Here is a 23,194-nt window from a genome sequence, read left to right as displayed (position 1 = left end):
CACGACGCTGGTCCTCATCTTCCCGGGGAAGCCGGCGAATAGGTAATATTTCGCAGATATAAGACTTTTGGGTTTCACGCTGACAGGCAGTATGTTTACTAAGACGGCACCCCCGCCGCTCTGCCTTTCCACCAGCCATGAAGCGCCTGCCGTTTGTGCTGCTGTTTGTGCTGCTGGCTCCCTTCGTGGCTCAGGCCGACTCGCTTAGGCCGGTGCGCCGCGGCCTGGCCCAGGCCCGCACCGATACGGCCCGGGCACGCTACTACTGGTTGGCCAGTGAGATGGTGGAAAGCAGTGATAGTATCCGCTATTTCGCTCAGCGGGCCATGCACCTACTGGAACAGACTCTGCCCATGGCCCGGGGTGCTGAGCGCCGCCGCCTACTGCGCCTGCTGGGTGGGGCCGTAAACAACCTGGGCGTAGGTTACTCCGATGGCGGGGAAGAAGCCCATGCCGAAGCCATGTTCTTGCGCGCCGCTCGCTTACGCCAGCAAGCCGGTGATGTGCGGGGGCAGGTAGAATCCCTTGCAAACCTTGCCAGCACTTTACTCTCAACCAAGCACGACTACGCGGGGGCGCTGCGTTACTACCAAAAAGGGGTGCGAGCAGGCGAGCGGGTGCCAGCAGCGCGCTCGGTGGTAACCAGATGCCTGAGCGGACTAGGGAGCGTATACGGCTTGCTGGGAGACCGAACGGCGGAGCTACACTACAACCTGCGTGCCCTGGCTCTGCTCGAGCAAGATGGCGAACCACTGGCTTTGCTTGATGCAATGACTAACCTATCGTATGTGTACCTCACTGAATTCAACGACACCATCCGGGCGGAAAACTTTGCTCACCGCGCCCAGCAGCTGGCCTTGCAGACCCCAGACGCGGGCGCGCGGCTAAGCAGCGCGCTGCTGCTACGCGGGCGCATCCGGCTGCGCCAGCACCGCCTGGAAGAGGCTCGCACCCTGCTGCTGGAGGCCAGACGGCTCGCCGGGAGCATCCAGATTGCATACTTTGTAGCTCAGGCCGACCTATATTTGGCCCTTACCGAGGAAGCAGCTAGCCACCTGCCGTTGGCCTTGCGCTATGCCCGCCAAGCCATAGCCATGGCAGGCCCTGGCTCTCTTACAACTCAGCGCGATGCCGAGTTGGTCCAGAGCCGTCTCCATGAGCAGCTAGCTCGGCCCCAGGACGCCCTTAGCCATTACCGCCGCTATATTGGCCTGCGCGACAGCGCTCAGAACGAGCAAAACCAAAAGGCCGCGTATCGACAGCGTCTGGGCTACGAGTTTGCGGACAAGGAGGCGCGCCTCAAGGCCACCCAAGAACGCCGCCAAGCTGTAGCGGCAGCTGAAGTCCGGCGGCAACGCCAGCTGCGTACGGCTACGTCGTTGGGCGCGGGCGGGCTGCTGCTGCTGGCCGCGGGCCTCTATTTTACCCTCCGCCGGACTGAGCGCCTCAAGCAGCTGGTAACCGATCAGAAGCAGGACCTGCAGGCCCAGCGCGACCGGCTCGATACCTCCTTGACCGAGCTGCGCGTTACCCAAACCCAGCTCATCCAGAAAGAGAAAATGGCCAGCCTGGGTGAACTGACGGCCGGCGTGGCCCACGAAATTCAGAACCCGCTCAACTTCGTCAACAATTTCGCCGAAGTAAGTACTGAGCTACTCAACGAGCTAGAAGAAGCGCAAGCCTCCGGCGACGCGGAAGAAGTGACGGCCCTAACGGCTGTTGTGCGGGAGAACCTAACCAGAATTACTGAGCACGGTCAGCGGGCCTCCGGCATCATCAAAGGCATGCTTGAGCACTCGCGCCAGAGCACCGGCGAACGGGTACCGACGGACGTCAACTCGCTCTGCGACGAGTACCTGCGCTTAGCCTACCAGAGCCTGCGCGCCACCGATAAAACCTTTAATGCCGAATTGAAAACCGACCTGGCGCCCGGCTTACAGCTAGTGCCAGCCGTGCCCGGCGACTTGGGCCGAGTACTGCTCAACCTCTTTGGCAATGCCTTCTACGCCGTACGCCAGCGCCAACTTACCGGCGAAGCCGGATACCAGCCCACCATCAGCGTAGCCACGAAACAAGTAGGACCACAGGTCGAAATACAGGTCACAGACAACGGCACTGGTATTCCGGCTGAAGTGCAGCAGAAAATCTTTCAGCCCTTCTTTACCACCAAGCCCCCGGGCGAAGGCACGGGCCTGGGCCTCTCGCTGAGCTACGATATAGTTACCCAGGGCCACGCCGGCAGCCTGCACGTCGAGAGTTGTGTGGGGCAGGGCAGCACGTTTCTGATACGGATGCCTGCGCAAGAGTCCACAGTCAATAGCAGTGTCAGTGCTGAGTAGCCCAAGCGCCCCATTTTTTCATTATTCGCCGCATAGCCGTGTGCAATATCGAAGGCGGAAGCATCTGCTACGTATGCGTCCCGTGCTGCAGCTTCTAGCTGCCTCGCTGAGCCGCTGACTGACCTGTTTGCTTGTCTCCACTGCTCACCGATTTTGGTGTCATTTTCTTCGGCTTCCCATTTTTATTTCAGCGTCTGTTATGACTCGTTCCTGCCATCGTTTCCTCTTTCTGCTACTGGGCCTGTGCAGCCTTTCCCTCGTCGGTTACGCGCAGGAAACCACCACCTATAGCCGGCCGCAAGGCCCGATTGGCGACCCAATAGTCGTACTTAATTCCACCATCATTATTAACGGCGTACTGGCAGAATTTACGCCGAAGGAAACGTCGGAAATCAAGAGCATGACGGTGTACAAAGGGCCCGACACGCAGAGTAGCCAAGACATTGCACCCCACTTAAAAAACATACGTGGTGGCCTGATTGACATTACGGCTGATAAGCGTGTGCGTAGTCAGTCGTTCCCTCAACTTGGGCGGCAGCTCGGGTTGAAGGGCCCACTCACGTTTGCGCTCAACGGGCAGCCCCTCGACCCGCAGGCGGTAGCTGCTCTGCGGATTGCGCCCGCAGCCATCGGACAAATCCACCTCGTGCAGCCCACCGCAGACGCGCCACAAACCCGGGTAGATATTTGGTTGGTACCTCCACCCAAACCAGACACAAGCAAATACCCGCCTGGCACTATTTTCCTTCGGTAAGTAGAAAAAAGCAAATTATGTGCGTCTTACGAGCAGCGAAAAGATGGCTAAGTAAAAGGCAGTTAGCAGTCTACTATGCCGCTTCGGCCCGCTGCTAGCTCAGTCTAGCAAATCCGGATTCCTTGCATAGCTCCTAGAAAGTACTGCGCCCGCAAAGCAGCAAATGCCTATGTTTCCGTTGTAAAAAGCCCGTCCATATTCTTCATTCCTAGCGTATGTCCTTGCTCACCATTCTTGACGAAACTGCCAGCGGCAGCGTTCTGCACCGGCTGGAACTGGAAATCAACCAAGAAACTCTCACGGTAGGTGAGCTGATTACCCGGCGCGTGCACGACGAGGTAGCCGCCTATAATGAGCGCCAGAGTGGCTCATTTCAGGGGCTGGTGCAGCCTACCGAGTCGGAGCGGGTGCTGAATGGCTACCGTCTGCGGCCCGGCCACCATATCGACGCCGAGCAGCAGGTATACCGTGCCCTCGAAGCGTTTCAGCAAAACCGCTTTTTCGTGCTCGTCAATGACCGGCAGGCTGAAAGTCTAGACGAGCAGGTATGGCTGGGCGAGGGAGCCACAGCCAGCTTCGTGAAGCTCACCCCGCTGGTAGGCGGCTGAGGCATGGGACTGCTCAACCGACTGCGTGACCTTTTCACCCGCCCCGCCGCTATGCCTGCCACCAAGAAAGAACCCTTTGACCTTGCCTTATTAGAGGACGCCAGCCCGGAGGCCGTGGAAATGAAACCCGCGCTAACCGAGTTGCTACCGCAGCTGCTAGGCAAGTCCTACGGCACCAAACTCAACGAGCTACCAGCCTACCAGGCGATACGCGCGCAGGATTCAGCCTACCAAAGCCGGCTGGTGCTGGCCCTGGCAGCGGCTATCAACCGCGTCCGCCGGGAAGATGATTACCGCATCCGCTGGGGCTTGGCCGAAGTGCTGACGGCGCTCCTACGCACCACGCTTACGCTGCAGGAAGCCGATTATCTTCGCCTGTTTGCCAGCTACGGACTGGATTTCGCCAAGTCGAAAGAAGTGTCGTTGCACATCTATCCTTTCCCTTTGCTACTGACGCTCACGCAGGTAGCCAAGCTGGCCAAGCGCAAACCGCTGGGTGAGCCCATGCTGGATTTTCTGCGGCAGCTGCGCGACCGGAGTGCTGGACAAACCGGTGACCTGCTCAAAATTCACCTGAAAACCCAGGAAATACTAGGCCAGGTGGCCGGCAGTGACGCGCTACCCATCGTGGTATTTTCCGACGCCGACCCGCTGGGACAAGCACTCAGCCAATTTGTGGCCAGCCTCGACCGCGCCGACCCGCGCACTGCTGCTTGGCTGGGGCTGCTGCAGCGCTGGCCGAAAGCCACAGCCGCCCACCCCACAGCTAAGCTGCGCAAAGAGCTGGATGCCGCCACTGCCGCCATCGGCGCAGACGCCGTGCGCCAACAGGGCCGCGCCTGGCTGCAAGTGCTGGCCGACACACCCGTCACGGAGCGCCAGCACGTGCACGACTACGGCAACGGTACTAACTATACTTATTCTACTTGGGACTTCATAACCGAGTCCAATGCCACCGTAGCTAAAGGCCTGATCTGGACTCTACAACCGTTGGCTGACCCAGCGCTGCTGGAACTGCTGACTGCCCTAGCTGCTAAGTGCTTCCGGAAGATTCCGGGCAAAGGGCCGCTGGCTGCTGGCCTGGGCAATGCTTGCTTGCTGGCCCTGTCGCAAAACGGCCTGCCCGGCGTGGCAGCTCTGGCGCGGGTACGGAGCAAAATCCGCCAGACCAATACCCAGGAAACCATAGCCCGCTACATTGCCCAGGAGTCCCAGAAGCTAGGCGTGAGTCCGGCCGAAATTGAGGATATGGCTGCCCCGGATTTCGGGCTCGAAAACGGCCGGCTGGTGGAAGAGTACGGCGACTATACGGCTACCCTTACCCTGGCTGATGGCAAGGCTGAGGTGCAGTGGCAAAAAGCTGACAAGCCCCTAAAAAGCGCGCCTTCGGCCCTCAAAACCACCCACCCCGACGAACTCAAGGAGCTTAAAGCCGCCCAGACTCAGGCCCAGCAAACCTACACCGCCCAGCGTGACCGGCTCGACCGCAGCTTTGTGGAAGAGCGCCGCATTCCCTGGCCGTGGTTTGAGCAGTATTATTTCCGGCACGGGTTGCTAAGTTTACTGGCTCGTCCGCTTATCTGGCGGCTGCACCACCCCGGGGGCACTTTTCAGGATGCGCTGTACCTCGGCGGCAGCTGGCAGGATGCCCAGGGCCAGCCTGTTTCGGCTCCCACTACTGATACCCAGTTGCAGCTCTGGCATCCTGTGCTGGTGCCCGCCGCCGAAGTGCTGTCTTGGCGCAGGCTGCTGGAGGAAAAGCAAATCCGCCAGCCACTGAAGCAGGCATTCCGGGAAGTGTACCTGCTAACTCCGCCCGAGGAGCGCACCAGCACCTACAGCAACCGCATGGCGGCGCACATTCTCAAGCAGCACCAGTTCAATAGCCTGGCCAAGCTGCGGGGCTGGCGCTACCGCCTACTCGGGGCCTACGACAAAGGCTACGACTCGGAAACGGCCAGCCTGCCTCTTCCTACCCACGACCTCACCGCCGAGTTTTGGGTAAGCGAGGTGTATGCCGACGGCGAGTGGAACGACACCGGCATCTACAACTACGTGAGCACCGATCAGGTGCGCTTCACCCGCGCCGATGCGCCCGTGCCGCTTCCCCAGATACCGCCGCTGGTTTTCTCCGAAGTGATGCGCGACGTAGACCTGTTCGTGGGCGTGGCCAGTGTGGGCAACGACCCGCAGTGGCGCGACAACGGCGGCTTGGCCCAGTTCCGCAATTACTGGGAAAGCTACAGCTTTGGCGACCTGAGCGAAGTGGCCAAAACCCGTAAGATGGCCCTGGAACGGCTGGTGCCCCGTCTCAAAATTGGCAAGGCAAGCGAAATCAAAGGCAACTTCTTGGTAGTAAAAGGCCACCGCCACACCTACAAGATTCACCTGGGCTCCGGCAACATTCTGATGGAGCCCAACGACCAGTATTTGTGCATTGTACCGGAGCGCTCGGCTAAAACAATGGGCGCAGCTGATGTATTCCTGCCTTTCGAGGGCGACGCCGTGCTTTCCATCATCCTGAGCAAGGCCTTGCTGCTAATGGACGACGATAAGATTACGGACCAAACCATCCTGCGCCAGTTGTAGACCCCGGTCTATTTCTTTCCTGCCTCTGAGTGTGGCCCGCTGTAATGCTGGTGGTCTGTGAAGGGCAAACAGCAGTAGTAGCTGGACCGCAGGTCGCCAAATAAACCCCGTACTTTGAGCGTCTTTAGGCACGGTACCTTTGCACCTTTGATGGCATCTTCTGAGCGGAATCAGTTTCGAGTAGCGGCCACGTCCGCCGAGTTGGCGCACTCCCGGCAGCAGGCGTGGCAGCTCTACCAGCCGGCCCCGCCCGTGACGGTGCCAGCCTTTGGGCGCGAATGGCAGCTGCGACCAGGCCTGACCTTTACTCCTTTCGCCAACGCGGTGCGCTGCACGGCCCACTGCGCGTTTTGCTCCGAAGAGCTGCAACGCTACGACGGCCACCAACTGACGGCGAAACGCCTAATCGACGATTATCCCGCCTACTTCGCTCGGTTACGGGAGGTGCTGCACCCGTTCCGGGCTTGGCCGCTGGGCCTGAGCCTGTCGGGACTTGAGGCGACGGCCGAGCCCCAATGGCTGCGCGAGCTGCTGTCCTGCCTGACGCAGTTGGAACACCAGGGCGTGGTATTCGACGAGAAAGTGCTTTATACCAACGGCAGCGGCTTTGTGCACAGCCCCGACCTGGCCTTGGCCCTGCAGGACTTTGGCCTCACCCGGCTCGAACTCTCGCGCTGCCACGACGATGAGGCCGTGAATCAGCAGATCATGCGCTTCAACCGCAACCAGCCCATGCGCCACAATGGCGTGTACGCCACCACCGTGCGCTGGCTGCACCAGCACTTGGCCATTAAGAACTCCTGCATCCTTACCCAGGCGGGAATTGCTACCCTGCCCGACGTGGAGCGCTACCTGACTTGGGCCGCCGGGCTGGGTGTCGGGCAGGTGGTCTTTCGGGAGTTGAGCCGCTTGGAAGGCAGCTACCTGCCCAACGTTTTTACCGAGTGGATTGAGCAGCAGCGGGTGCCCATCGAGCCACTGCTGGCAGCCGTAGTGCCCACCCTAGAGGCGCCGCGCCTTGGCTGGCAGTACACGGGCAGCACACTTGGCTACTATTACTACAATGAGCATTACCGCTGGCAGGGTGTCGACGTCATTTTCGAAACGTCCAGCTACCCGGCCCTGCAAGCGGCCAATGCTACCGGCGTGCTGCAAAAGCTGATTCTGCACTCCGACGGAACCCTCTCCGGCGACTGGGACCCCGACAGCCGGGTGCTGAGCCGCATAGCCTTTCCGGCCCCAGCCCAGCCATGACGGCCGCCCACGAACGGCTTTACCTGCGCACCCTGCATCAGCTGGTGGCGGCCGGTATACCGTTTGGCGTTCTGGGCACCTTCGCACTGCGCCAGCACTGCCCGGACCTGCCGCGCCGCCTAGTGGCCGACTGCGACCTGCTGCTGCCGCCCGCCTTGGACAGTCTGAACATTCTGGTTAGGCTACTGCAAGCTGCCGGCTGGCACGTGACGCTCTGGCAAGAGCCCGTTGTGCTGCCGCTCCACTTCGCCGACCTGGCAGGCAAATACTACCTGCGGGCCCGGCAGGCCGATGCCATCCTGGACTGCGACTACGAGAATGACTTTCTGAGCTGGCCGGAATTCTGGGCCGAGTGCCGGTGGCACCATGGGCTGCCATTGCTATTACCCGGTGCCATTCTGCAGCAAAAAAACCTGGCGGGACGCCCCACCGACCTGGATTTTCTGCGCTGGTGGCAGCAAGCCGGTTGCTGTTGCTCTGGCAGAGAATCCCAGCATATTTGAGCACCCACCCCAAATGCGGCCATGTGCCTGTGCATGTCAGCTTCACCCCAGACCCAAACTTCAGTTATACCCTATAGGCTCTTGGTATTAGAGCAAGCCTACCGCTCGTATCTACCCTTATGCAGGAATGCGCCACTTGAGCTCTTTTTACTAGATATTTTAATCGTAATCATAACGGCCCAACAAAAAAGGCATGACAACCAAGAGTGGTGTCATGCCTTTTTTGTTGGGCTTCTGTTCGGCCAGTTTAGCGCCGACGCGAACTGCTTTTGGTGGCTGTTTTGCGCTTACCAGTAGCCGACGACTTGTGTACTACTTTCTTTTTGCTGGCAGTAGAACGTCGGCGGCTGTGCGAGGCCACGTGCCGGGGTGCAGCCGTTGCGGCACTGGATTTGGCGGCTTCCAGAACCTTGGGCTCCGGGGCAGCTTCAGCGTGGTAAGCGGAAACGTCGGTTTCTGTCTGGGTAGCGGCTTCTTCGCGGGCGGCAGCCTTTAAAATAGCGGCCTGCTTGCGGCGCGCGGGCATCAAAAAGTCCCGCTCAGCGCGCTCCTGCGCCGAAAGCTTCTCTTCGCCAGGTAAGGTGGTAGGGGTAACAGAAGTCGTGGTTTTGTCGCCTTGGGCCAGTACGGAGGCACTGCTCAGGAGCAGGCCGGTAAACATGATTATGATTCGCTTCATCACTTCATTTGGGCTGAAAGGAACCACAAAGCTACTATGCTCAGGCGGCAAACTCAACGCCAAAATCAATCGAGCTTGCCGTAAAGCCCTTTCTGTCACCTCAGAGCAGTATTTGGTCGGCAAAAAAGCAGCATCTGGATTCTATATAGTTTTCACGTCGGGGGCTTAGCGCTGCTCCGCAATCTGTACTCGCGTACCGGCCGAATGAGTCGTGAATTCGGGGGCGTAGAGGCACTGCAGCTGCGACAGGCCACCCGAGAAATTGCCGACCTGAGCGGCTCGTAGGCGGTACTCGAACGTGTGCGTGCCTTTGGGGAAGTAGCTGATGAAAAAGTTGGTGGCGGCGTCGCGGGGACTTTCGTAGTAGCCTAGGCCGCTCTGGTAGCGGTAGCCGGACGTCTGGCCAATGAGTTCCAGACCGGCGGCACGCTGGTCTTTGAGGTGCACGTACTCCAGGTCCCGGTCGGAGCGCAGTACGAGGCGCACCACCAGCACGTCGCCGACGCGGAGCGGGGTGGCAGCCGTGAGACGCTCCAGCGTAGGGCCACCAGCAGTCCGCACTTCGCGGTAGAGCTGGCGCTCCAGCTGCAGGCCGGTAGCGGCCGGCGTAATTTTATCCAGCTGCTCAAAATACTGCCAGTACAAAGCACCCCAGGCCACGCCGGCATCGGTTTTCTGCACCGTGACTTTGCCTTGGGCAGGCTGAATGTCGGCGGCGGGCCAAGTGGTTTTGAAGTAGCCGGTGCCGGCCTGCTGGGCAGCAGGCGTTACGGGCTTCCCTCCTACCGTCACCCGGATGGGCTGTGTCGGCTGGAGCCAGTTAGAGCTACGCAGCAGCAGAGCATAGCAAGCATCGGCAGTGGCGCGGGTGCTTTCCCAGTTCTGCGTCTGCTTCTGCTTGAGCAGCCACAGCTTCATCTCATCCACTGCTTTCTGGTCGCTAAGCACTTCGTCGAAGGCCTCGATGAGCGTGGCCTGCGTTTCGGTGGGAGCTTCCCGCCAGTAGTAGCCGCCGCGCACTTCCTTCCAGTACATGCCCATTTCGGGTGAGTGCAGCGCGTTTTCTGACAAGGCCGTCAGGATATTCTTTACCGCAGCCGGCTGCGCTTTCTGCCGATGCAGGGCCAGGGCCATTTGGGCCTGGAGGTAGCGGGTCTGGGCTTTCCAGTAAGTGGCGGCTTGCTGCTGATAGTAGGTCTGGGCGGGCTGCGCTGCTTTCGGCACGGCCAGTTCGGGCCAGAAGCTGCGGGCGTACAACGCCTGCACCTGAATGTCCGACACGTGCTGCTGCTTCAGGTCTACTTTGGGCTGTTTGCGCAACTTCGTGTAGTCGCGCTGCAGCTCGGTATCCAGATACGTTAGGGCCTTCTGCAGGATCCGGCGCGCCTCGTCGTTTTCCATTGCGTCAAAGGCGTCCAGCTTCTGCAACTTGCCGAAGCCAGCCACGATAAGCTGGGTGATATACCGGTCGTCGGGCATGCGTTCGAACCACGGGAAGGCCCCGTTAGGCTGCTGCATCTGGCTCAGTTTGGCCAGGGCACGGGTGGTCTCGGCTCTGAGACGCGGCTCATCAAACAGCTCGGTCAGGCGGCGCATCCGTGCGGTTTCGCTCTGGGCGTCGCGCACCCAGGGCGTTTGCTGGAGTAGCAGGTTTTTCAGCTCCTGGTTCTGTTCCAGCTTGCTGGTGAGGGTGGCTTTGTCGCCGGCCTCGGCGGCGCGTTTCCACTCAGCCAGTGTAGTGCGCAACTGCGGATTGCTCTGCAGGATTTTAGCGGCCAGCAGGTTGGCGTAGAGCCGGCTGAATATCTGCTCGGAGCACTCGTACGGGTACTCCATCAGGTAGGGCAGCGCCTGCACAGCGTACCAGGCCGGGTTCTGGGTCATTTCCAGCGTGAGCGAGTAGTTGCGGCGCGTCGGGGAGGTAGTGCTGGTCAGCTTGGTTAGCTCGAACTCACGCGTGGCCGGCCCCACAATGGGCAGCGGCAGGCTCTCCGTGATGAGCAAGCGGTTGGGCAGTACAGGCAGCGTGTTTTCTTCGCCGTCGGAGACGGTTGTTAGTTGCTGGTCGTTGGAGGTTGATTTATTTTGGCGGCGCTGTTTGCGCTGCTCCTTCTTGTCTTTTCCTGCTACCTGCCCCGAAGCCACCACACGGTAGGTTATGGCTTCGAGCGGCACTTGGCCTTCGGCGGTTTCCGGAATCTGTAGGCTCCAGCTGACGGCGCTGCTTTGGTTGGCTTTCAGGTCAAATTTAAGTTGGGCGGCGCTGGTGAGCAGCTTGCTTTCCAGCGGCTGCTGAGTGCGAGCATCGAGCAGAAACAGCTGGGCGCTGCCGTTCAGGGGCGCATCAGTGAGGTTGCTGAGCTTGGCGCTGAACGTGAGCTGGTCGCCTTCGCGGAAGAAGCGCGAGGCATTAGGCGTCACCTGCAGCTGCTTTTGCGTCACCAGCTCGCGGCGGAGCAGGCCGGAATGCAGCTGCTGGTCGTGGGCCAGGGCCAGCAACTGCCAGCGCGTTACGGCTTCGGGCATCTGAAATTCCAGCACGGTTTCGCCTTTGGCGTTGGTGCGTAGCTCGGGCAGCCAGAAGGCTGTTTCGCGGAAGTCTTTGCGGGCCTGCACACCAGCTAGGTTGGCCGGGCCAGATAGCGGCGCGGGAGCAGGTGCAGCCGCATCGGACGCATTTTCAACGTAACCGGCGCTCATTTCTTCCTTCGAAAGCATTCTGGCTTCAGAACGCATCGTAGCACGTTGAGGAGCCGCTCCAGGAGTTCCGTTCCCTACTATTTCTTCGTCTCGTTTGATAATTGGAGCAGTAAACTTGATAGTAGTCAACTTGCTCTTTTTATCCTGTAGCTCATTCTGATCCGGAATTTCATCCTCGCCCATATATCCCCACATATTCAAGTGAGGATACACCAACTCGGATACTTGTTCTCCGCCAGCATTACTATTAAATAACTCACGTGAATTCCCTGTCCCAAACATTCCACTCCAGGCCAACACGGGCTGGTAGTATGGCTTCGAAAACTCCAACTCCATGAAGGAATGCGGCCGGAACGTGTCCAGCGACTTATCATAGAGCGAGGCCAGTAGCTCGGCGTTGGCGGGTTGGCCGTCGGTGTTGTGAATCGTGACGCGCCAGGTTTCCTTCTGGCCGGGCTGCAGCTTGTCGCGGAACGTGGCAATGCTGAGCACGAGCGGCGCGGGCGGCGTGGCCACCTGTACGGTGGCGCTGTGGAGGTAAAGGCGGTTGTCGCGCACTTGCGTGAAGTGAGCGAACAGCTGCGCACCGTCCAGCGAAGCTGGGGCCGGAATTTCTATCACGCGCTGTTCGCCAGCGGCCAGTGTGAGCCACTCGTGGCGCAGGGTTTCGCCTTTGGCTTCTACTTCCAGCAGCAGGCGCGCCCCGGCTTCGGAGCTACCTACCAGAAAGCGTGCTACCTGGCCCGGCACTACACTGTCCTGCAGGCTCACAAACCAGTCGGGAGTGGGCACGGGCAGCGTGGCAGCCGTGGCCGAATACAGTGTGAACACCTGCTCTGTTTTGACAGACGGCGTGGCGGCCGGCGCGGTGGCGGTGGCTTCCAGCACGTAGCGGCCGGGCTGCTGGCTGCTTAGCGTCTTGGCTAGCTCGGGTAGCAGCGGGCTTTTTTCGGTGTTGAAATCCTGAGTCACTACCAGCGTGCGGGCCCAGGTACTGTCGTTGTCTTCGCGGGCGTAGGGGTCGAGTGGGAATTGGCGCTTGAATTCCTCGCGGCGCAGGCCATCCATCTCCGGCCGCTCCCAGGCGCGCGGGCGCAGGGCGCGGGCCGGGGGCGTGAGGCGGTAAAGGCGCAGCTGCCCTTGGGCGGGCAGTGCCTCGCCGGTGGCGTTGGTGCTGAGCAGCTGCAGCGCAGGCAGTTTCTCGCGGTTTAGTAGTTCCGGCACGTTGAGGCGCAGGGTCAGGACGTTGGTGCCGAGGCTGACAGACTGCTGGTCGGTGCGGGTTTCGCCGGCCGCATCGGTTACGTCGGCCGTTACTTCGAACACGTAGCCGGGGTTCCAGGGGCCGCGCTTGGCTTGGCTCGCTCCCTCCCCTTTCGCCACGAATTTCACGACGAAGCCGCCAGCCGAATCGGTCTTAGCGGTGCCGTTGAGGATTTCCATTTCGGGTTGGCCTCCACGCGGACCGGGCAGATAGCTGCCATAGCCGCGTCCAAACATCGGCCAGAACGTGCGGCGCACCACGCGGTACTGCACCGTGGCCCCATCAATAGCCTGGCCGGCATAGGCTGTGGCTTTGCCGCGTACCGTCACTTCCTGGCCCAACACGGGCGTGCCCGTCACCGGCTCAAACACTACCTGGAACGTAGGCCGCTTGTAGTCCTCCACCGCAAAGCTAATGCTGCCGTGGTCAGATTGGAGGCTCATTTCGCCATTGAGCAGACCCGTGGGCAGCACAATGGAGCCGTGGAAACTACCGAATTCGGACGTGGTGAAAGGCAGCGTTTGCACCGTCTGGCCGTTCACATCCACCAGACGTACTGATACGTCTTGCTTTGTCAAGAGCTGCGACTTTTCGGCGCGGGTTTCGGTCAGGATGCCTTTAAAGTAGAGCGTCTGGCCGGGGCGGTAGATGGCGCGGTCGGTATAGAGGAACGTGCGGCGCTGGGGCTGCTCAGTTTCAGGGGTACGGTTGCGGCGCGGGTAGTAGTAGCCGCCTTGCGTTACCAGCAGCGAGTCGCGGCCCAGCGTCAGCAGCACCGCCTGTAGCTGCGTATTGTCACTGACATCGGGGCCAGAAAGTAGTGGCACCTGTACCCGGCCTTCGGAGTCGGTAGTTGCAGCAGTGCCACGCTGCGACTTGTACTCGCGGCTTTTCTGGTTGTAGTAGTGAAAGAAGGGCAACGCAGCAGCGTTAGCCACCGGTTGGCCGCTTTGCCGATGCAGAACCAGCATTTCCGGCATATTCTGCAATACACTGCTCCGGCGCACCTGGCTTAGCTCACTCACTCCCAGTTGCCCATACGCGGTAGTCACGCCGGCGCGCTCTTTAGTTGGATTTTCCTCGGCTGTGCTTAGCACGATGACGTAGTGGCCCAGCGGCAGCGCCGGACCAGCGTGCTGCACACTATGGGACTTGTAGTCAGAAGGAATGGGCACGTCCAGCACCCAGGCAGCAGCTGGTTTGGCGGCCAGGGCGCGGGCGTAGGTCTTCTGGAATGGGTTGTTGCTGTTCTCCCGTTGCAGGCCGCGCGTGAGTTGGGCCGTCGTCACGCGGTAGGCTTTGGCATAGAGCCGCGCCACATTGCGGGCCTGCAGCTTCAGCAGCCACGGCTGGCTGGGCAGCACTACTTCTTCCGTAGTGAAGCTGACTTCGACTTGCTCAATACTTTGCCGCAGCGCGCGGGCCTGCATTGCCCCGCGCGACTTTGGGAACCATTTTTCGGCTTCTAGCGCCAACTCGCGGGCTTTTACGGCATTGGATTCCTGCATACTGGCCGCCTGCTCATACAGAAACTGAGAAGAAAATGGCAGCGCCTTGTACGTTTCAGCCTCACGAGCCAGCGCGGCGCGGTACAGTTCGTCCTTGTTCGGCAACTCCGCATGTTGCTGCACAAAGCGCAGACGCGCTAGGTCCACATCGGCTAGCGCGGCCGGGTTACCAGCATCAGCGAGGCGAACCTGGGTGAGCTGCTGCAACACTTGCAGCGCATGAAACTGGCCATTGAGCGAGTCGGCAGCGGGAGCTTGCAGCGCCAAGCGGGCAAAGTCGGTGGCCGGTCCAAACAGAGCTGCGTCTTCTAGCTCAAACTGCTCAGCAGGTTTCGTAACGTAGTACTCATCGTTGCCGAGCCCATCGATGGCGCGGTGGGCCAGCAGGTCATACAGAGTAGGGTGCAGGGCGCGCCCTTCTGAATAGCCGCCGGTTATGGCGTAGCCCAGAGCTGCCAGCTTCAACTGCTGCTGGCGCTTGGGCTCTTCTTGTAGCGAGGCGCGGTAATGGCTAACCACAGCGCTACCAAGGCGGGCAGCATCCCAAGTGCGGATATCGGCTTGGCTGGCGTCGGCGGGGTCGGGTGCGGCCTGGGTGGTACGGTCGTACAGCTGGTAGCGGTGCTGCTGGTAGTAGTTGGCGTAGAGCTGGGCCAGCAGGCTGTGCAGGATGGGTTTGGCGGGAAACTGGGCGGTTTTGAGGTCGGCTTCTACCAGCGCAATGCCCTGCACATCGGATTCTTCCTCTCTGGCCTCTAGCAGCTGCAGCTTATAGAGTAAGGCGCGCAAGTATTCGGGCGTATCCTGGCGCTGGCGGGCCTGCCGGTACAAAGGCTCCAGCAGCTTTGCGGCGGAAGTAGTTTGGTCTTTGTCCAGCAACTGGTCGATTTTCTTCCAGGTGGCCGCATTGGCTTTGCTGCCACCGTTGCCGGGCGGAGTGGGCTGCGAAGAACCAGCGGTGAACAACATCAGCAGGGCGAGTAAGCTAAACAGGAAAGGGCGCATGGGCTCAGAACGAATGCAGAGGGCAAGTTGGTAAAATTCAGATGCACTCCCCGCGCAGATTCCACACGCACCTGCCGGTTTCCGCTCAAAAAAACCTTATCGTATTTCTTTAATACTACTGCTCAAGTTTGAAATCTTCCTCTTAGCTTTGCCCAAGAAATAGCACCCTCTACTGGCTATACTATCTAGGTATCAGACGTTAAGCACTTATCTACCACCAGCGCGCTTTGTAGCGCATGGCTCCGGCCACCAATCTATGTTTACTATCTATTTGCAGGGATATACCTGCAGTTCTGCCCGCTGATCCGGTGGCTCTTCTCCGCTTTTTCTTGACTTCCTTTTCGCGTGCTGGCAGCCTCCGGTACTGCTGTAGCGCGCCTTCGTTCTCTTTTTCCCGTTTCTCCGTGCAAAAACCTCTATTCCTTACGCTGGCGGCTGTGCTGCTGGCAGGCGCCGTGCAGGCGCAGATAACAGTTGGGCCGCGCCTGGGTGGCAACTTGGCGACGGTGAAGCTGGAAACCGACCAGGCCGATGCGCCCGATACGAAGTCACTGTTCGGGCCGCAGGTAGGCCTTACGCTCAATGCCCAGTTCGGCAATCTGTCGGTGCAGCCTTCGCTACTTTACAGCCGAAAAGGCTTCCAACTCGATGATTCCCGCAACGTCGACTTCGACTTTGATGGGGATGGCGACGACGAAGCTTACAGCCTGAAGACTACAGCCAAGGCCCGCCTGGGCTATCTGGAACTGCCTATCAATTTGGTGTATAGCACCGGCGGCGCAGAAGGCGGCTTCCAGGTGTTTGCCGGCCCGTATGTGGGCATGGGTCTGGGCGGTTCTTACAACGTGAAAGCACGAATCGAGGGCGACGGCCTCGAGTACAGCGACTCCAACAGCAGTGGCGTGAAATACGCCGACAAAGCCAGCGACGACGAGGATGACGACAATCTGTATGTCCGCCGCTTTGATGTAGGCCTGAATGCCGGTATTGGCTACAAAACGGGGCCGGTGCAGGCGCAGCTAGGCTACGGCCTGGGCCTTTCCAACCTTGTTCCGAATGATGCCGATGGCAACGACACCGGCGAAAAAGCTCAGAACCGGGCTTTTCATCTTTCCCTGAGCTATTTCTTCTCTCTCAACAACTAGTACCCTTTTCTTCATTCCCCCCATTTCCACACTCATGAAATCACCCCTATTGAAAGGCCTGCTGGCCTCCACCCTGCTGGTAGCCGCTGCCGGCACTGCTCAGGCTCAAGTAACCATTGGCCCGCGCGTGGGCCTGAACCTGGCCAATGTGCAAACTGACGTTGAGGACGGCGACGATTTCGACACGAAAATGAAAATCGGCGCGCAGGTTGGTGTAACACTTAATGCGCAGTTCGGAAACGTAGCGTTTCAACCGTCGCTGCTTTTCTCTCAGAAGGGCTTCAAAATCGACGAAACTGAAACTGAAACGTTCAATGGCGTTACCTACACGGCAACGTCTAAGGCAGACGCGGCGCTTAACTACCTCGACATTCCGCTGAACTTCGTGTACACGACCGGCGGCGACAACGGATTCCAGATTTTTGCTGGTCCTTACGTTGGCATCGGGCTGGGTGGAAAAGTAAAATCTGAGACCTCCGTTTCCGGCGGTGGCCAGAGCTTCTCCGACGACGGAACGTCGACGGTACAGTTTGCCAACGAAGAAGGCGACGACGACGATAAAATCTACTTCCGGACCCTCAACGCGGGCCTGAATGGTGGCCTCGGCTACAAAGCGGGTCCGTTTCAGGTACAGGCAGGCTATTCGCTGGGCCTGACCAACATGCTCCCGGACAATGACTACAACGACGACAGCAGCCTAAAAGACCGCACGGCTCACTTCTCTTTGACGTACTTCTTCAGCGCTAAGTAAGCTTCCGCTTACTCCTAATCAGCCAAAAGGCCTGACTCCCTAGCGGAAGTCAGGCCTTTTTTTGCTGCTATACTGTCTGGCTCAGGATGTCGCCGCCCGGCTATCGAGCACCCGTTCGGCCTGCGCAACGTGGCGCTTGATGTGCACCACCATCATTTCGGCAACATCGGTGAGGCGAGGCCAGAGCAGCGGAATAATCGGGTTGGGAATCCGTACGGCATTGGCATTTACCTGTCGCGCTTGCTCCAGCAGGTTGAGTAGCTCGTCGAGTTGCCGGCTGAACACTTCTACTACCGTGCGTGGCAGCCGCGAACCGCTGGGCGCAAACTGCTGGGGCGTTTTTATGGCCTTCTGGGTAGGCGGCACGCGCAGAGCTTCCGTCATTTTGCGGCCAATGTAGCCGTGCTTCACAGTGCTGGCCGGCTTGCTGCCGCGCTCCTGAGCTTGTTTCAGCTTGCGCGTGATGGTGGGCAGGTAAAGGCCGCCCACAATATTGAGGTGCTCCAGGCACTGTCCTACACTCCATTTATCGGGTGAAGGGCGGCGGTTCAGTTGGTCGTCGGTGAGAGCTTTAAAGCGTTGCTGCGTCACGTCACGCAGGGCGACCAGCTCGGCGGTCAGGCCATCAAAAAACTCGGTTGTGCTGGTAACTGGCTGACTCATGGCAACGATAGACGGGAGGATAAGTGCGGAACGGCGCGTAATGATACGGGCCACTGGCGGCTTCGACAATTACGGGGGCAACGGCCTAGAAGATTCATGCTGATTTGCGGTACCTTGGCCGTATGCTCCGATTCACGTTTTCAGCCCTCTACTTCGTTCTTGCCGCATTTTCGGCTGTTGCCCAGGCCGTGCCCAATCCCGGCGAAAATATTGCGTCGCTCGTCACGTTTGGGGCCCAGGCCGATAAAAGCTGGGGTGACGACGATTTCACGCAGACCTTCTTTTTTCTGATTCCGAAGCAAAACCGGCAGCCGGTGTACATCCGTGTTTTCGACCCCGACTGCGGCGGCCAGCTGGACGAGAAGCGCTTCGGCTGGAACACAACCACCGACTTCAGCCTCTATGGTGGCCCGGGCACGCACTCTGCCCCCGATGCCCGCAACCCACAGCCGGGAGGCAACTTTCGCTCTGGCACTCTGCTCAAGCAAGTCACGTTTGGGGCCGACCCGAAGTATGATAACAAGTGGTACACCTTCGGGCCGCTGAACCCCCTGGAAGGCGAGTATGTGCCAGACTTTGATGGCTATGTATTCAAGGTAATCGTGCAAGGAAAAGCTGGCGACGACGGCAACCTCTACCGCTATTTTTTGAGCACCAGCCCCAGCCAGAATGTGGCGGTGGAAGGCGGCAATGCCTTCACTTACGAGTATGCCTTCCAGCTGGTACCCACGCCTCGTGCCATCACGCACCTCTATCCTTTCGTCAACAACCGAGTCGTGAGCATTACGCAAAGCAACTTCGACCTTGATGGCGACGTGAGTATCAAGATTTTCAGTGTGGCGAAAAATGGCCACCCAGCCACAGTCAGCCAGGACAATGTGTGGGCTAAAAGCGTCCATCCTATCAGTGAGAAAGAGCATGGCCTTTCCCTGGATATGCGCCTCACTTCTCTCACAAAAGAAGGCAACGACCTGGTTTTCTACGTCACGGACCAGTACGACGTAGCGCTGCCGTTTTTTGCCGTACCCTTGGGCGGGCCGCCCCGCTACCGCTACAATGTGGATGTAAAAATCAGGAAATAGTCTGCCGGGGCATTCTGCCTGAAGGTCGCCTTTTGCTTATCAAGTATTTCTGCTATACTGCCTCCGCTACCTGTGTTATCTGCTGTAATTAGCTTAGCTACAGACTATGTCAATTCCTACCCGACCTGCCAAGGCTACTGCCAAGCCGGCCGGCCCCTGGGCGTCATTCCGCACAGCCCGACGACGGTTTTTTGGTTTTTCGCGCCGCGAGACTTCCGGTTTCGTTGTGCTGCTGGCGCTGTTGGTGCTGCTGCTTTTCGCGCCCCAATTGCTGCGTCCGCATTTGCTCGCGTACAACCCTGCCCCCGACCGGCAACAGCTTGATGCGTGGGCCACCGAGCTGGCGGCCCAACGCCAGCCACGCCCGGTCTATGGCCGCAACAGCCGCTACCCCAAACGCAGCTATGCGGCCCGCGCCACCATTGCGCAGGTACCGCTGGCCCCCTTCGATCCTAACCTGTTTTCGGCAACAGATTGGCAGGCACGTGGGCTGCCAGCATGGCTAAGCGAACGGCTGGTGAAGTACCGAGATGCGGTGGGCGGCTTCCGGGCCAAAGAGCAGTTGCGCAAAGCCTACGGCCTATCGGATACCACGTATGCGCGGCTGGCGCCCTACATCCAGCTCCCCGAACAATTACCGGCTCGGGAGCCACGCACGTATGCGGGCCGTGCTGCTGACGGTAGTACCAGCCGCTTTCCCGCTAAGACCTTCGATAGAGCCAGCCCTGCTTCACAATACCAGCGCAAGCCGCGCAACCTGCAGCCCTTCGACCTGAATACAGCCGATACCACCCAACTGATGCAGATCCGAGGTATCGGGCGTGGATTGTCGGCGCGGGTGGTAGAGTACCGGCAGCGGCTGGGCGGTTTCCGCAGCCCCGGGCAGCTGGCCGAGCTGTACAGCCTCCGCGACGCCCCGGACCTAGTGGACAGCCTGCGCAAGTACACTTTCGTGCGCGCCGGTTATGCGCCGGCCGGTGTTGATGTCAACAATGCATCTTTTGAGGAGTTGCAGACGCATCCGTACGTGGGCAAGCGGCTGGCCCGCGTGCTGGTGTCCTATCGTCAACAGCACGGCCCTTTCCGCCAACCCACCGACCTGCGCCAGATCCGTATTCTGGATGATGCGACGTACGAAAAGCTGCTGCCCTATTTGCTGCTCCGATAAACAGTAGCCAAGCACGTGAAGGAAACCAGACGGACACTAGCCACGCAGCCTGCGCACTAGTATGAGGTGAATCGTTGCCCCCTCTGCTTTGCAAGACATGCTTCCGGACTAACTATCCGGGCGATGAGGCGTTATACGAGGAATCAACCCGCCTCTCTATGCTGTTTTTGCTGCGTGACAAGCTATTCCCGGTTCTCGTTTTTCTTCAATCTGTGATTTGTGGTTGTGGCCACAGCGACGGACGGGGTGATTTTTCGCGCATAACCGAGCAGTATACCATAACGCAGACGGGAAAGATAGCAAAGAACGTAGTCGTGGAAAGCTCCGGTTTTGCGCTAGCCGATGCGCAAGGCGACTTGTGGACGCACGGAGATGGCGGCAGTACGGCCCTGCTATATAAGATCACACATCAGGGCGACGTGCTACAGACAATGAATCTGGCGCCACTCGTCAACATTGACTGGGAAGACTTGGCGCGCGACGACGAGGGACGCCTATATATCGGCGACTTCGGCAACAACCAGAACAAGCGCCGCAACCTGTGCATCTACCGCCTCAGCGGCCCCAGTATGCGCCAAGTGGATACCATCCGTTTTCGCTACTCCGACCAGCGGCGGTTTCCTCCACGGAAAGCAGCACGCAACTTCGACTGCGAAGCGTTTTTCTACCGGCAGGACAGTCTGTATCTGTTCACGAAGAACCGCGGCAAAGGCCACTACGTGAAAATGTACGCCCTGCCGGCCCGGCCCGGCTACCATGTTGCCACACTCCTCGACAGTATCCGCATTAACACCTGGATTACAGCCGCCGACATCAGCCCTGATGGCCGTACTGTGGCGTTGCTGGGCTATGGCCATGTGTATTTGCTGGAGCGCCAGCCCGGCCATCGGCTCTTCGATAGCCCCAAGAGCTGCCTGCCACTCGCTACTACCGGCCAAGCTGAGGCCTTGGCGTTTATCAACAATACTGACTTTGTGGTTAGCAACGAAAAGGGCCGCATTTACCTCGCCAAAAAGAAAGCCCGTTAACGACTTTGACCAAGCGCCAAAACAAAGGCCTCCATCTGATGGAGGCCTTTGTTTTGTGCTACACTATCCCTAATGCTTACTCATCGTCGCGGCCACGGTTGCGGCGTGGTGCGGAGCCATAATCGGTATCGTCTTCGTTGCGGTACTGGCTGCGGCGGTCCTGACCATAATTACGGCTCTGGTCGTGGCGGTCATAGTCGCCGCGGGAAGGCGAGCCGCCCCGGCTGTTGCGGTCCGAAGAGTCGTATTCATCATTGTAGGAACCACCACGCGAACCATAGCCCTGGCTGGAATTGCCGCCATAGCTGCCGCCGGTGTAGACGTTGCGGTTATCTTGTGAACCGGAGGCATTCCAGCCACTTTGGTCACGGACGCCCTGCTGGCCCGTCATGCGGTTATCATTGTAGCGGCCACCTTCGTTTCGGCCATAGCCGCGCTCCTGGGAGCCGTAGGAGTCACGCTGGCCCCGGTAGTTGCTTTGGTCGGAATGGCCTTGGTCATCGTAGCCACCCCGCGAAGAGCGAGAATCTTCATTCTGATTGCGGCCCGGCACACCATAGTTGCTCCGGTCTCGGTAGCTGTTGCCGTAGTTGCTGCCCCCCGACGAGTTGCCATAGTCGTTGCTGTAGCCCTGGCCGCGGCCGTAGCCTGAGCCGTTGTCGTTGGGCGAACGATCAGAGCGCCCCTGATTCCGTTGGCCGTACTCATCGTTCTGGGCCTGGTAGCGGTTCTGGCCATATCCGCCGCTGCTGCCACGGTCGTTGCTGCCCCAGTTCTCGTTGCGGGGTTGCCGGTAGTCGTCTTGGTATCGGCCGCCGCGTTCCTGCGGGCCAAAAGAGCCGCGCTGCTCATAGCTGCCTTGCCCGGAATAGCCACCTTGGTTGCGCTGGCCGTATCCGCCCTGCCAATCCTCTTGCTGGCCGTAGTCGTCCTGCTGGCGGCCATAGTTCTGTGCACCGTATCCTCCGCCTTGATTATACTGGCCACCCTGGTTGTAGCTGCCGCGGCCATCATATTCGCGGTAAGAATTCTGGTTGGGGCCAGTATGGCCGCCGTAGCCTCGGTCGTCGTTGTAGTAGCCGCTACGGTTATAGTCGTTGGTTTCCCGATACTGATTGCCGTAGCCACCTTGGGTGTTGCCTGGGCCATGGCTACCGAACTCACCACGGCTGGCACCGCTGCTCTGGTTTTCGCGGCGGTCAGAATCCTGGTAGCTGGCTTGGGTGCTGCTAGTATCGTAGTTGGAGCCTTTGCTGCCCACTACAGAATTGCTGTTGCCAGCCTGTTTGCCGGATGCTGAGGCGCTTTTTTTGGCGCCTGTTTTCGTGCCGGCCGAAGCGGTAGTGCTGCTCCGAGAAGAAGAAGATTTGCTGGTCGGAGTTTTAGAGGAGCCGGCTGGCGTTTTCGCACTGATGCCGCCTTGCCCGGCACTTGTTTCCGAAGCGGCCAATGACGTGCTGGAGGACGCAGAGCCGGTAGCGCCATCAGCAGAGCCGGGAGTGGCAGGCTGATTTTTTCTGGACGCTGCGCCTTGGGTTCCACTAGTGCTGGCCATTGATGACAGCTGATTCTGCCCCGAGTTCATCGGATTGGAAGTGTTGCCGCCATTTTGCAGACCGGCCGCATTCTGTTGGTTTTTTTCTTCGTTTGCCATGGGAATTAGAAGGTTAGGGTGAGAAAAAGAACTCATCAGGAGCCAAACTATACGCATGGTTTTCCTGCATTGTTCTTTTGGCCGCTTGTATTCTACCTGTATCCCTTGGCTCAGCGCACTAGCTTACTTACTTGATTACCAGAATCTCAGCCTTTCCTTCCTTCAGCCTACTATGCCGCTACTTTCCAAGTCAGGTACGTCGATTATTCAAAATAGCCCCTTAGATTTACCAGCGTCTTTCTACATTTCCACTACAACACCAGTTCTCCTATGAAAACGGGCAAAGTAAAGTTCTTCAACGAATCGAAGGGCTTCGGTTTTATCATCCAGGACGAAAACAACCAGGATATTTTTGTACACCAGACCGGTTTGATTCACGAAATCCGCGAAAATGACCGGGTTTCGTTTGAGGTAATTGAGGGCAAGAAGGGGCTGAACGCCGTGAACGTTGAGCGCATTGCCGCTCTGTAAGTCACAGTTACCCAGCCTCGCCTAACGCT

The 23,194-nt window shown here is 59.1% G+C and carries 16 protein-coding genes; 12 read left to right on the top strand and 4 right to left on the bottom strand.

Annotated features, from left to right (window positions below; all coding sequences use genetic code 11):
* Positions 1-137 precede the first annotated feature (137 nt).
* The 6 genes from H4317_RS19340 to H4317_RS04485 all read left to right on the top strand — a co-directional run bounded on the left by H4317_RS19340 (position 138) and on the right by H4317_RS04485 (position 8,047).
* A complete protein-coding gene (locus H4317_RS19340; RefSeq protein WP_260625822.1) occupies positions 138-2,339 on the top strand; it encodes an ATP-binding protein in 2,202 nt (733 codons plus the stop codon).
* A 199-nt stretch (positions 2,340-2,538) separates the two neighbouring features.
* Positions 2,539-3,093, top strand: coding sequence for a hypothetical protein (locus tag H4317_RS04505; RefSeq protein WP_185888958.1), 555 nt, complete (start codon positions 2,539-2,541; stop codon positions 3,091-3,093).
* A gap of 215 nt (positions 3,094-3,308) precedes the next feature.
* On the top strand, positions 3,309-3,701 hold the full coding sequence (locus H4317_RS04500; protein WP_185888957.1) for a hypothetical protein: 393 nt from the start codon (positions 3,309-3,311) through the stop codon (positions 3,699-3,701).
* Positions 3,702-3,704: 3 nt separating this feature from the next.
* Positions 3,705-6,290 carry a DUF4132 domain-containing protein gene (locus H4317_RS04495; protein ID WP_185888956.1) on the top strand — a complete coding sequence of 862 codons (2,586 nt, stop codon included), beginning with the start codon at positions 3,705-3,707 and terminating at the stop codon, positions 6,288-6,290.
* A gap of 150 nt (positions 6,291-6,440) precedes the next feature.
* Positions 6,441-7,544, top strand: a complete 1,104-nt coding sequence (locus H4317_RS04490) for a hypothetical protein (protein ID WP_185888955.1) — start codon at positions 6,441-6,443, stop codon at positions 7,542-7,544.
* Complete coding sequence (locus tag H4317_RS04485) at positions 7,541-8,047, top strand: hypothetical protein (protein ID WP_185888954.1); 507 nt, start codon at positions 7,541-7,543, stop codon at positions 8,045-8,047. The genes H4317_RS04490 and H4317_RS04485 overlap by 4 nt, the downstream gene beginning before the upstream one ends.
* 247 nt (positions 8,048-8,294) lie before the next feature.
* Here H4317_RS04485 and H4317_RS04480 read toward each other — a convergent pair whose 3' ends face one another.
* Together H4317_RS04480 and H4317_RS04475 are read right to left on the bottom strand one after the other, a co-directional pair.
* Positions 8,295-8,726, bottom strand: coding sequence for a hypothetical protein (locus tag H4317_RS04480; RefSeq protein ID WP_185888953.1), 432 nt, complete (start codon positions 8,724-8,726; stop codon positions 8,295-8,297).
* Positions 8,727-8,891: 165 nt separating this feature from the next.
* Complete coding sequence (locus H4317_RS04475) at positions 8,892-15,203, bottom strand: alpha-2-macroglobulin family protein (RefSeq protein WP_185888952.1); 6,312 nt, start codon at positions 15,201-15,203, stop codon at positions 8,892-8,894.
* 404 nt (positions 15,204-15,607) lie between these two features.
* Between H4317_RS04475 and H4317_RS04470 the strand changes: the two genes are divergently transcribed.
* Positions 15,608-16,348: a porin family protein gene (locus H4317_RS04470; protein WP_185888951.1), complete on the top strand. Its 741-nt coding sequence runs from the start codon at positions 15,608-15,610 to the stop codon at positions 16,346-16,348.
* Between the two features lie 34 nt (positions 16,349-16,382).
* Positions 16,383-17,099 (top strand): porin family protein, encoded by a 717-nt coding sequence (locus tag H4317_RS04465; RefSeq protein WP_185888950.1) that lies wholly within the window; start codon positions 16,383-16,385, stop codon positions 17,097-17,099.
* Positions 17,100-17,180: 81 nt separating this feature from the next.
* Here the strand turns inward: H4317_RS04465 and H4317_RS04460 are convergent, their stop codons facing one another.
* On the bottom strand, positions 17,181-17,762 hold the full coding sequence (locus H4317_RS04460) for a DinB family protein (protein ID WP_185888949.1): 582 nt from the start codon (positions 17,760-17,762) through the stop codon (positions 17,181-17,183).
* 122 nt (positions 17,763-17,884) lie between these two features.
* Between H4317_RS04460 and H4317_RS04455 the strand changes: the two genes are divergently transcribed.
* From H4317_RS04455 to H4317_RS04445, 3 genes are all read left to right on the top strand, one after another.
* On the top strand, positions 17,885-18,844 hold the full coding sequence (locus H4317_RS04455) for a hypothetical protein (RefSeq protein WP_185888948.1): 960 nt from the start codon (positions 17,885-17,887) through the stop codon (positions 18,842-18,844).
* A 106-nt stretch (positions 18,845-18,950) separates the two neighbouring features.
* Positions 18,951-20,012, top strand: a complete 1,062-nt coding sequence (locus H4317_RS04450; protein WP_185888947.1) for a ComEA family DNA-binding protein — start codon at positions 18,951-18,953, stop codon at positions 20,010-20,012.
* A 314-nt stretch (positions 20,013-20,326) separates the two neighbouring features.
* The gene (locus H4317_RS04445; RefSeq protein ID WP_185888946.1) at positions 20,327-21,040 is read left to right on the top strand and encodes a hypothetical protein; all 714 of its coding nucleotides are present in this window, start codon (positions 20,327-20,329) and stop codon (positions 21,038-21,040) included.
* A 76-nt stretch (positions 21,041-21,116) separates the two neighbouring features.
* Here H4317_RS04445 and H4317_RS04440 read toward each other — a convergent pair whose 3' ends face one another.
* Positions 21,117-22,694, bottom strand: a complete 1,578-nt coding sequence (locus H4317_RS04440) for a hypothetical protein (protein ID WP_185888945.1) — start codon at positions 22,692-22,694, stop codon at positions 21,117-21,119.
* A 270-nt stretch (positions 22,695-22,964) separates the two neighbouring features.
* Between H4317_RS04440 and H4317_RS04435 the strand changes: the two genes are divergently transcribed.
* The gene (locus H4317_RS04435; protein ID WP_185888944.1) at positions 22,965-23,165 is read left to right on the top strand and encodes a cold-shock protein; all 201 of its coding nucleotides are present in this window, start codon (positions 22,965-22,967) and stop codon (positions 23,163-23,165) included.
* The last annotated feature ends 29 nt before the right edge of the window (positions 23,166-23,194 follow it).

The organism is Hymenobacter sediminicola, assembly GCF_014250515.1.
GTDB classification, from domain to species: domain Bacteria; phylum Bacteroidota; class Bacteroidia; order Cytophagales; family Hymenobacteraceae; genus Hymenobacter; species Hymenobacter sediminicola.
The sequence above is the reverse complement of the archived record's forward strand: the minus strand, read 5'-3'. Positions and strand labels throughout refer to the sequence as shown.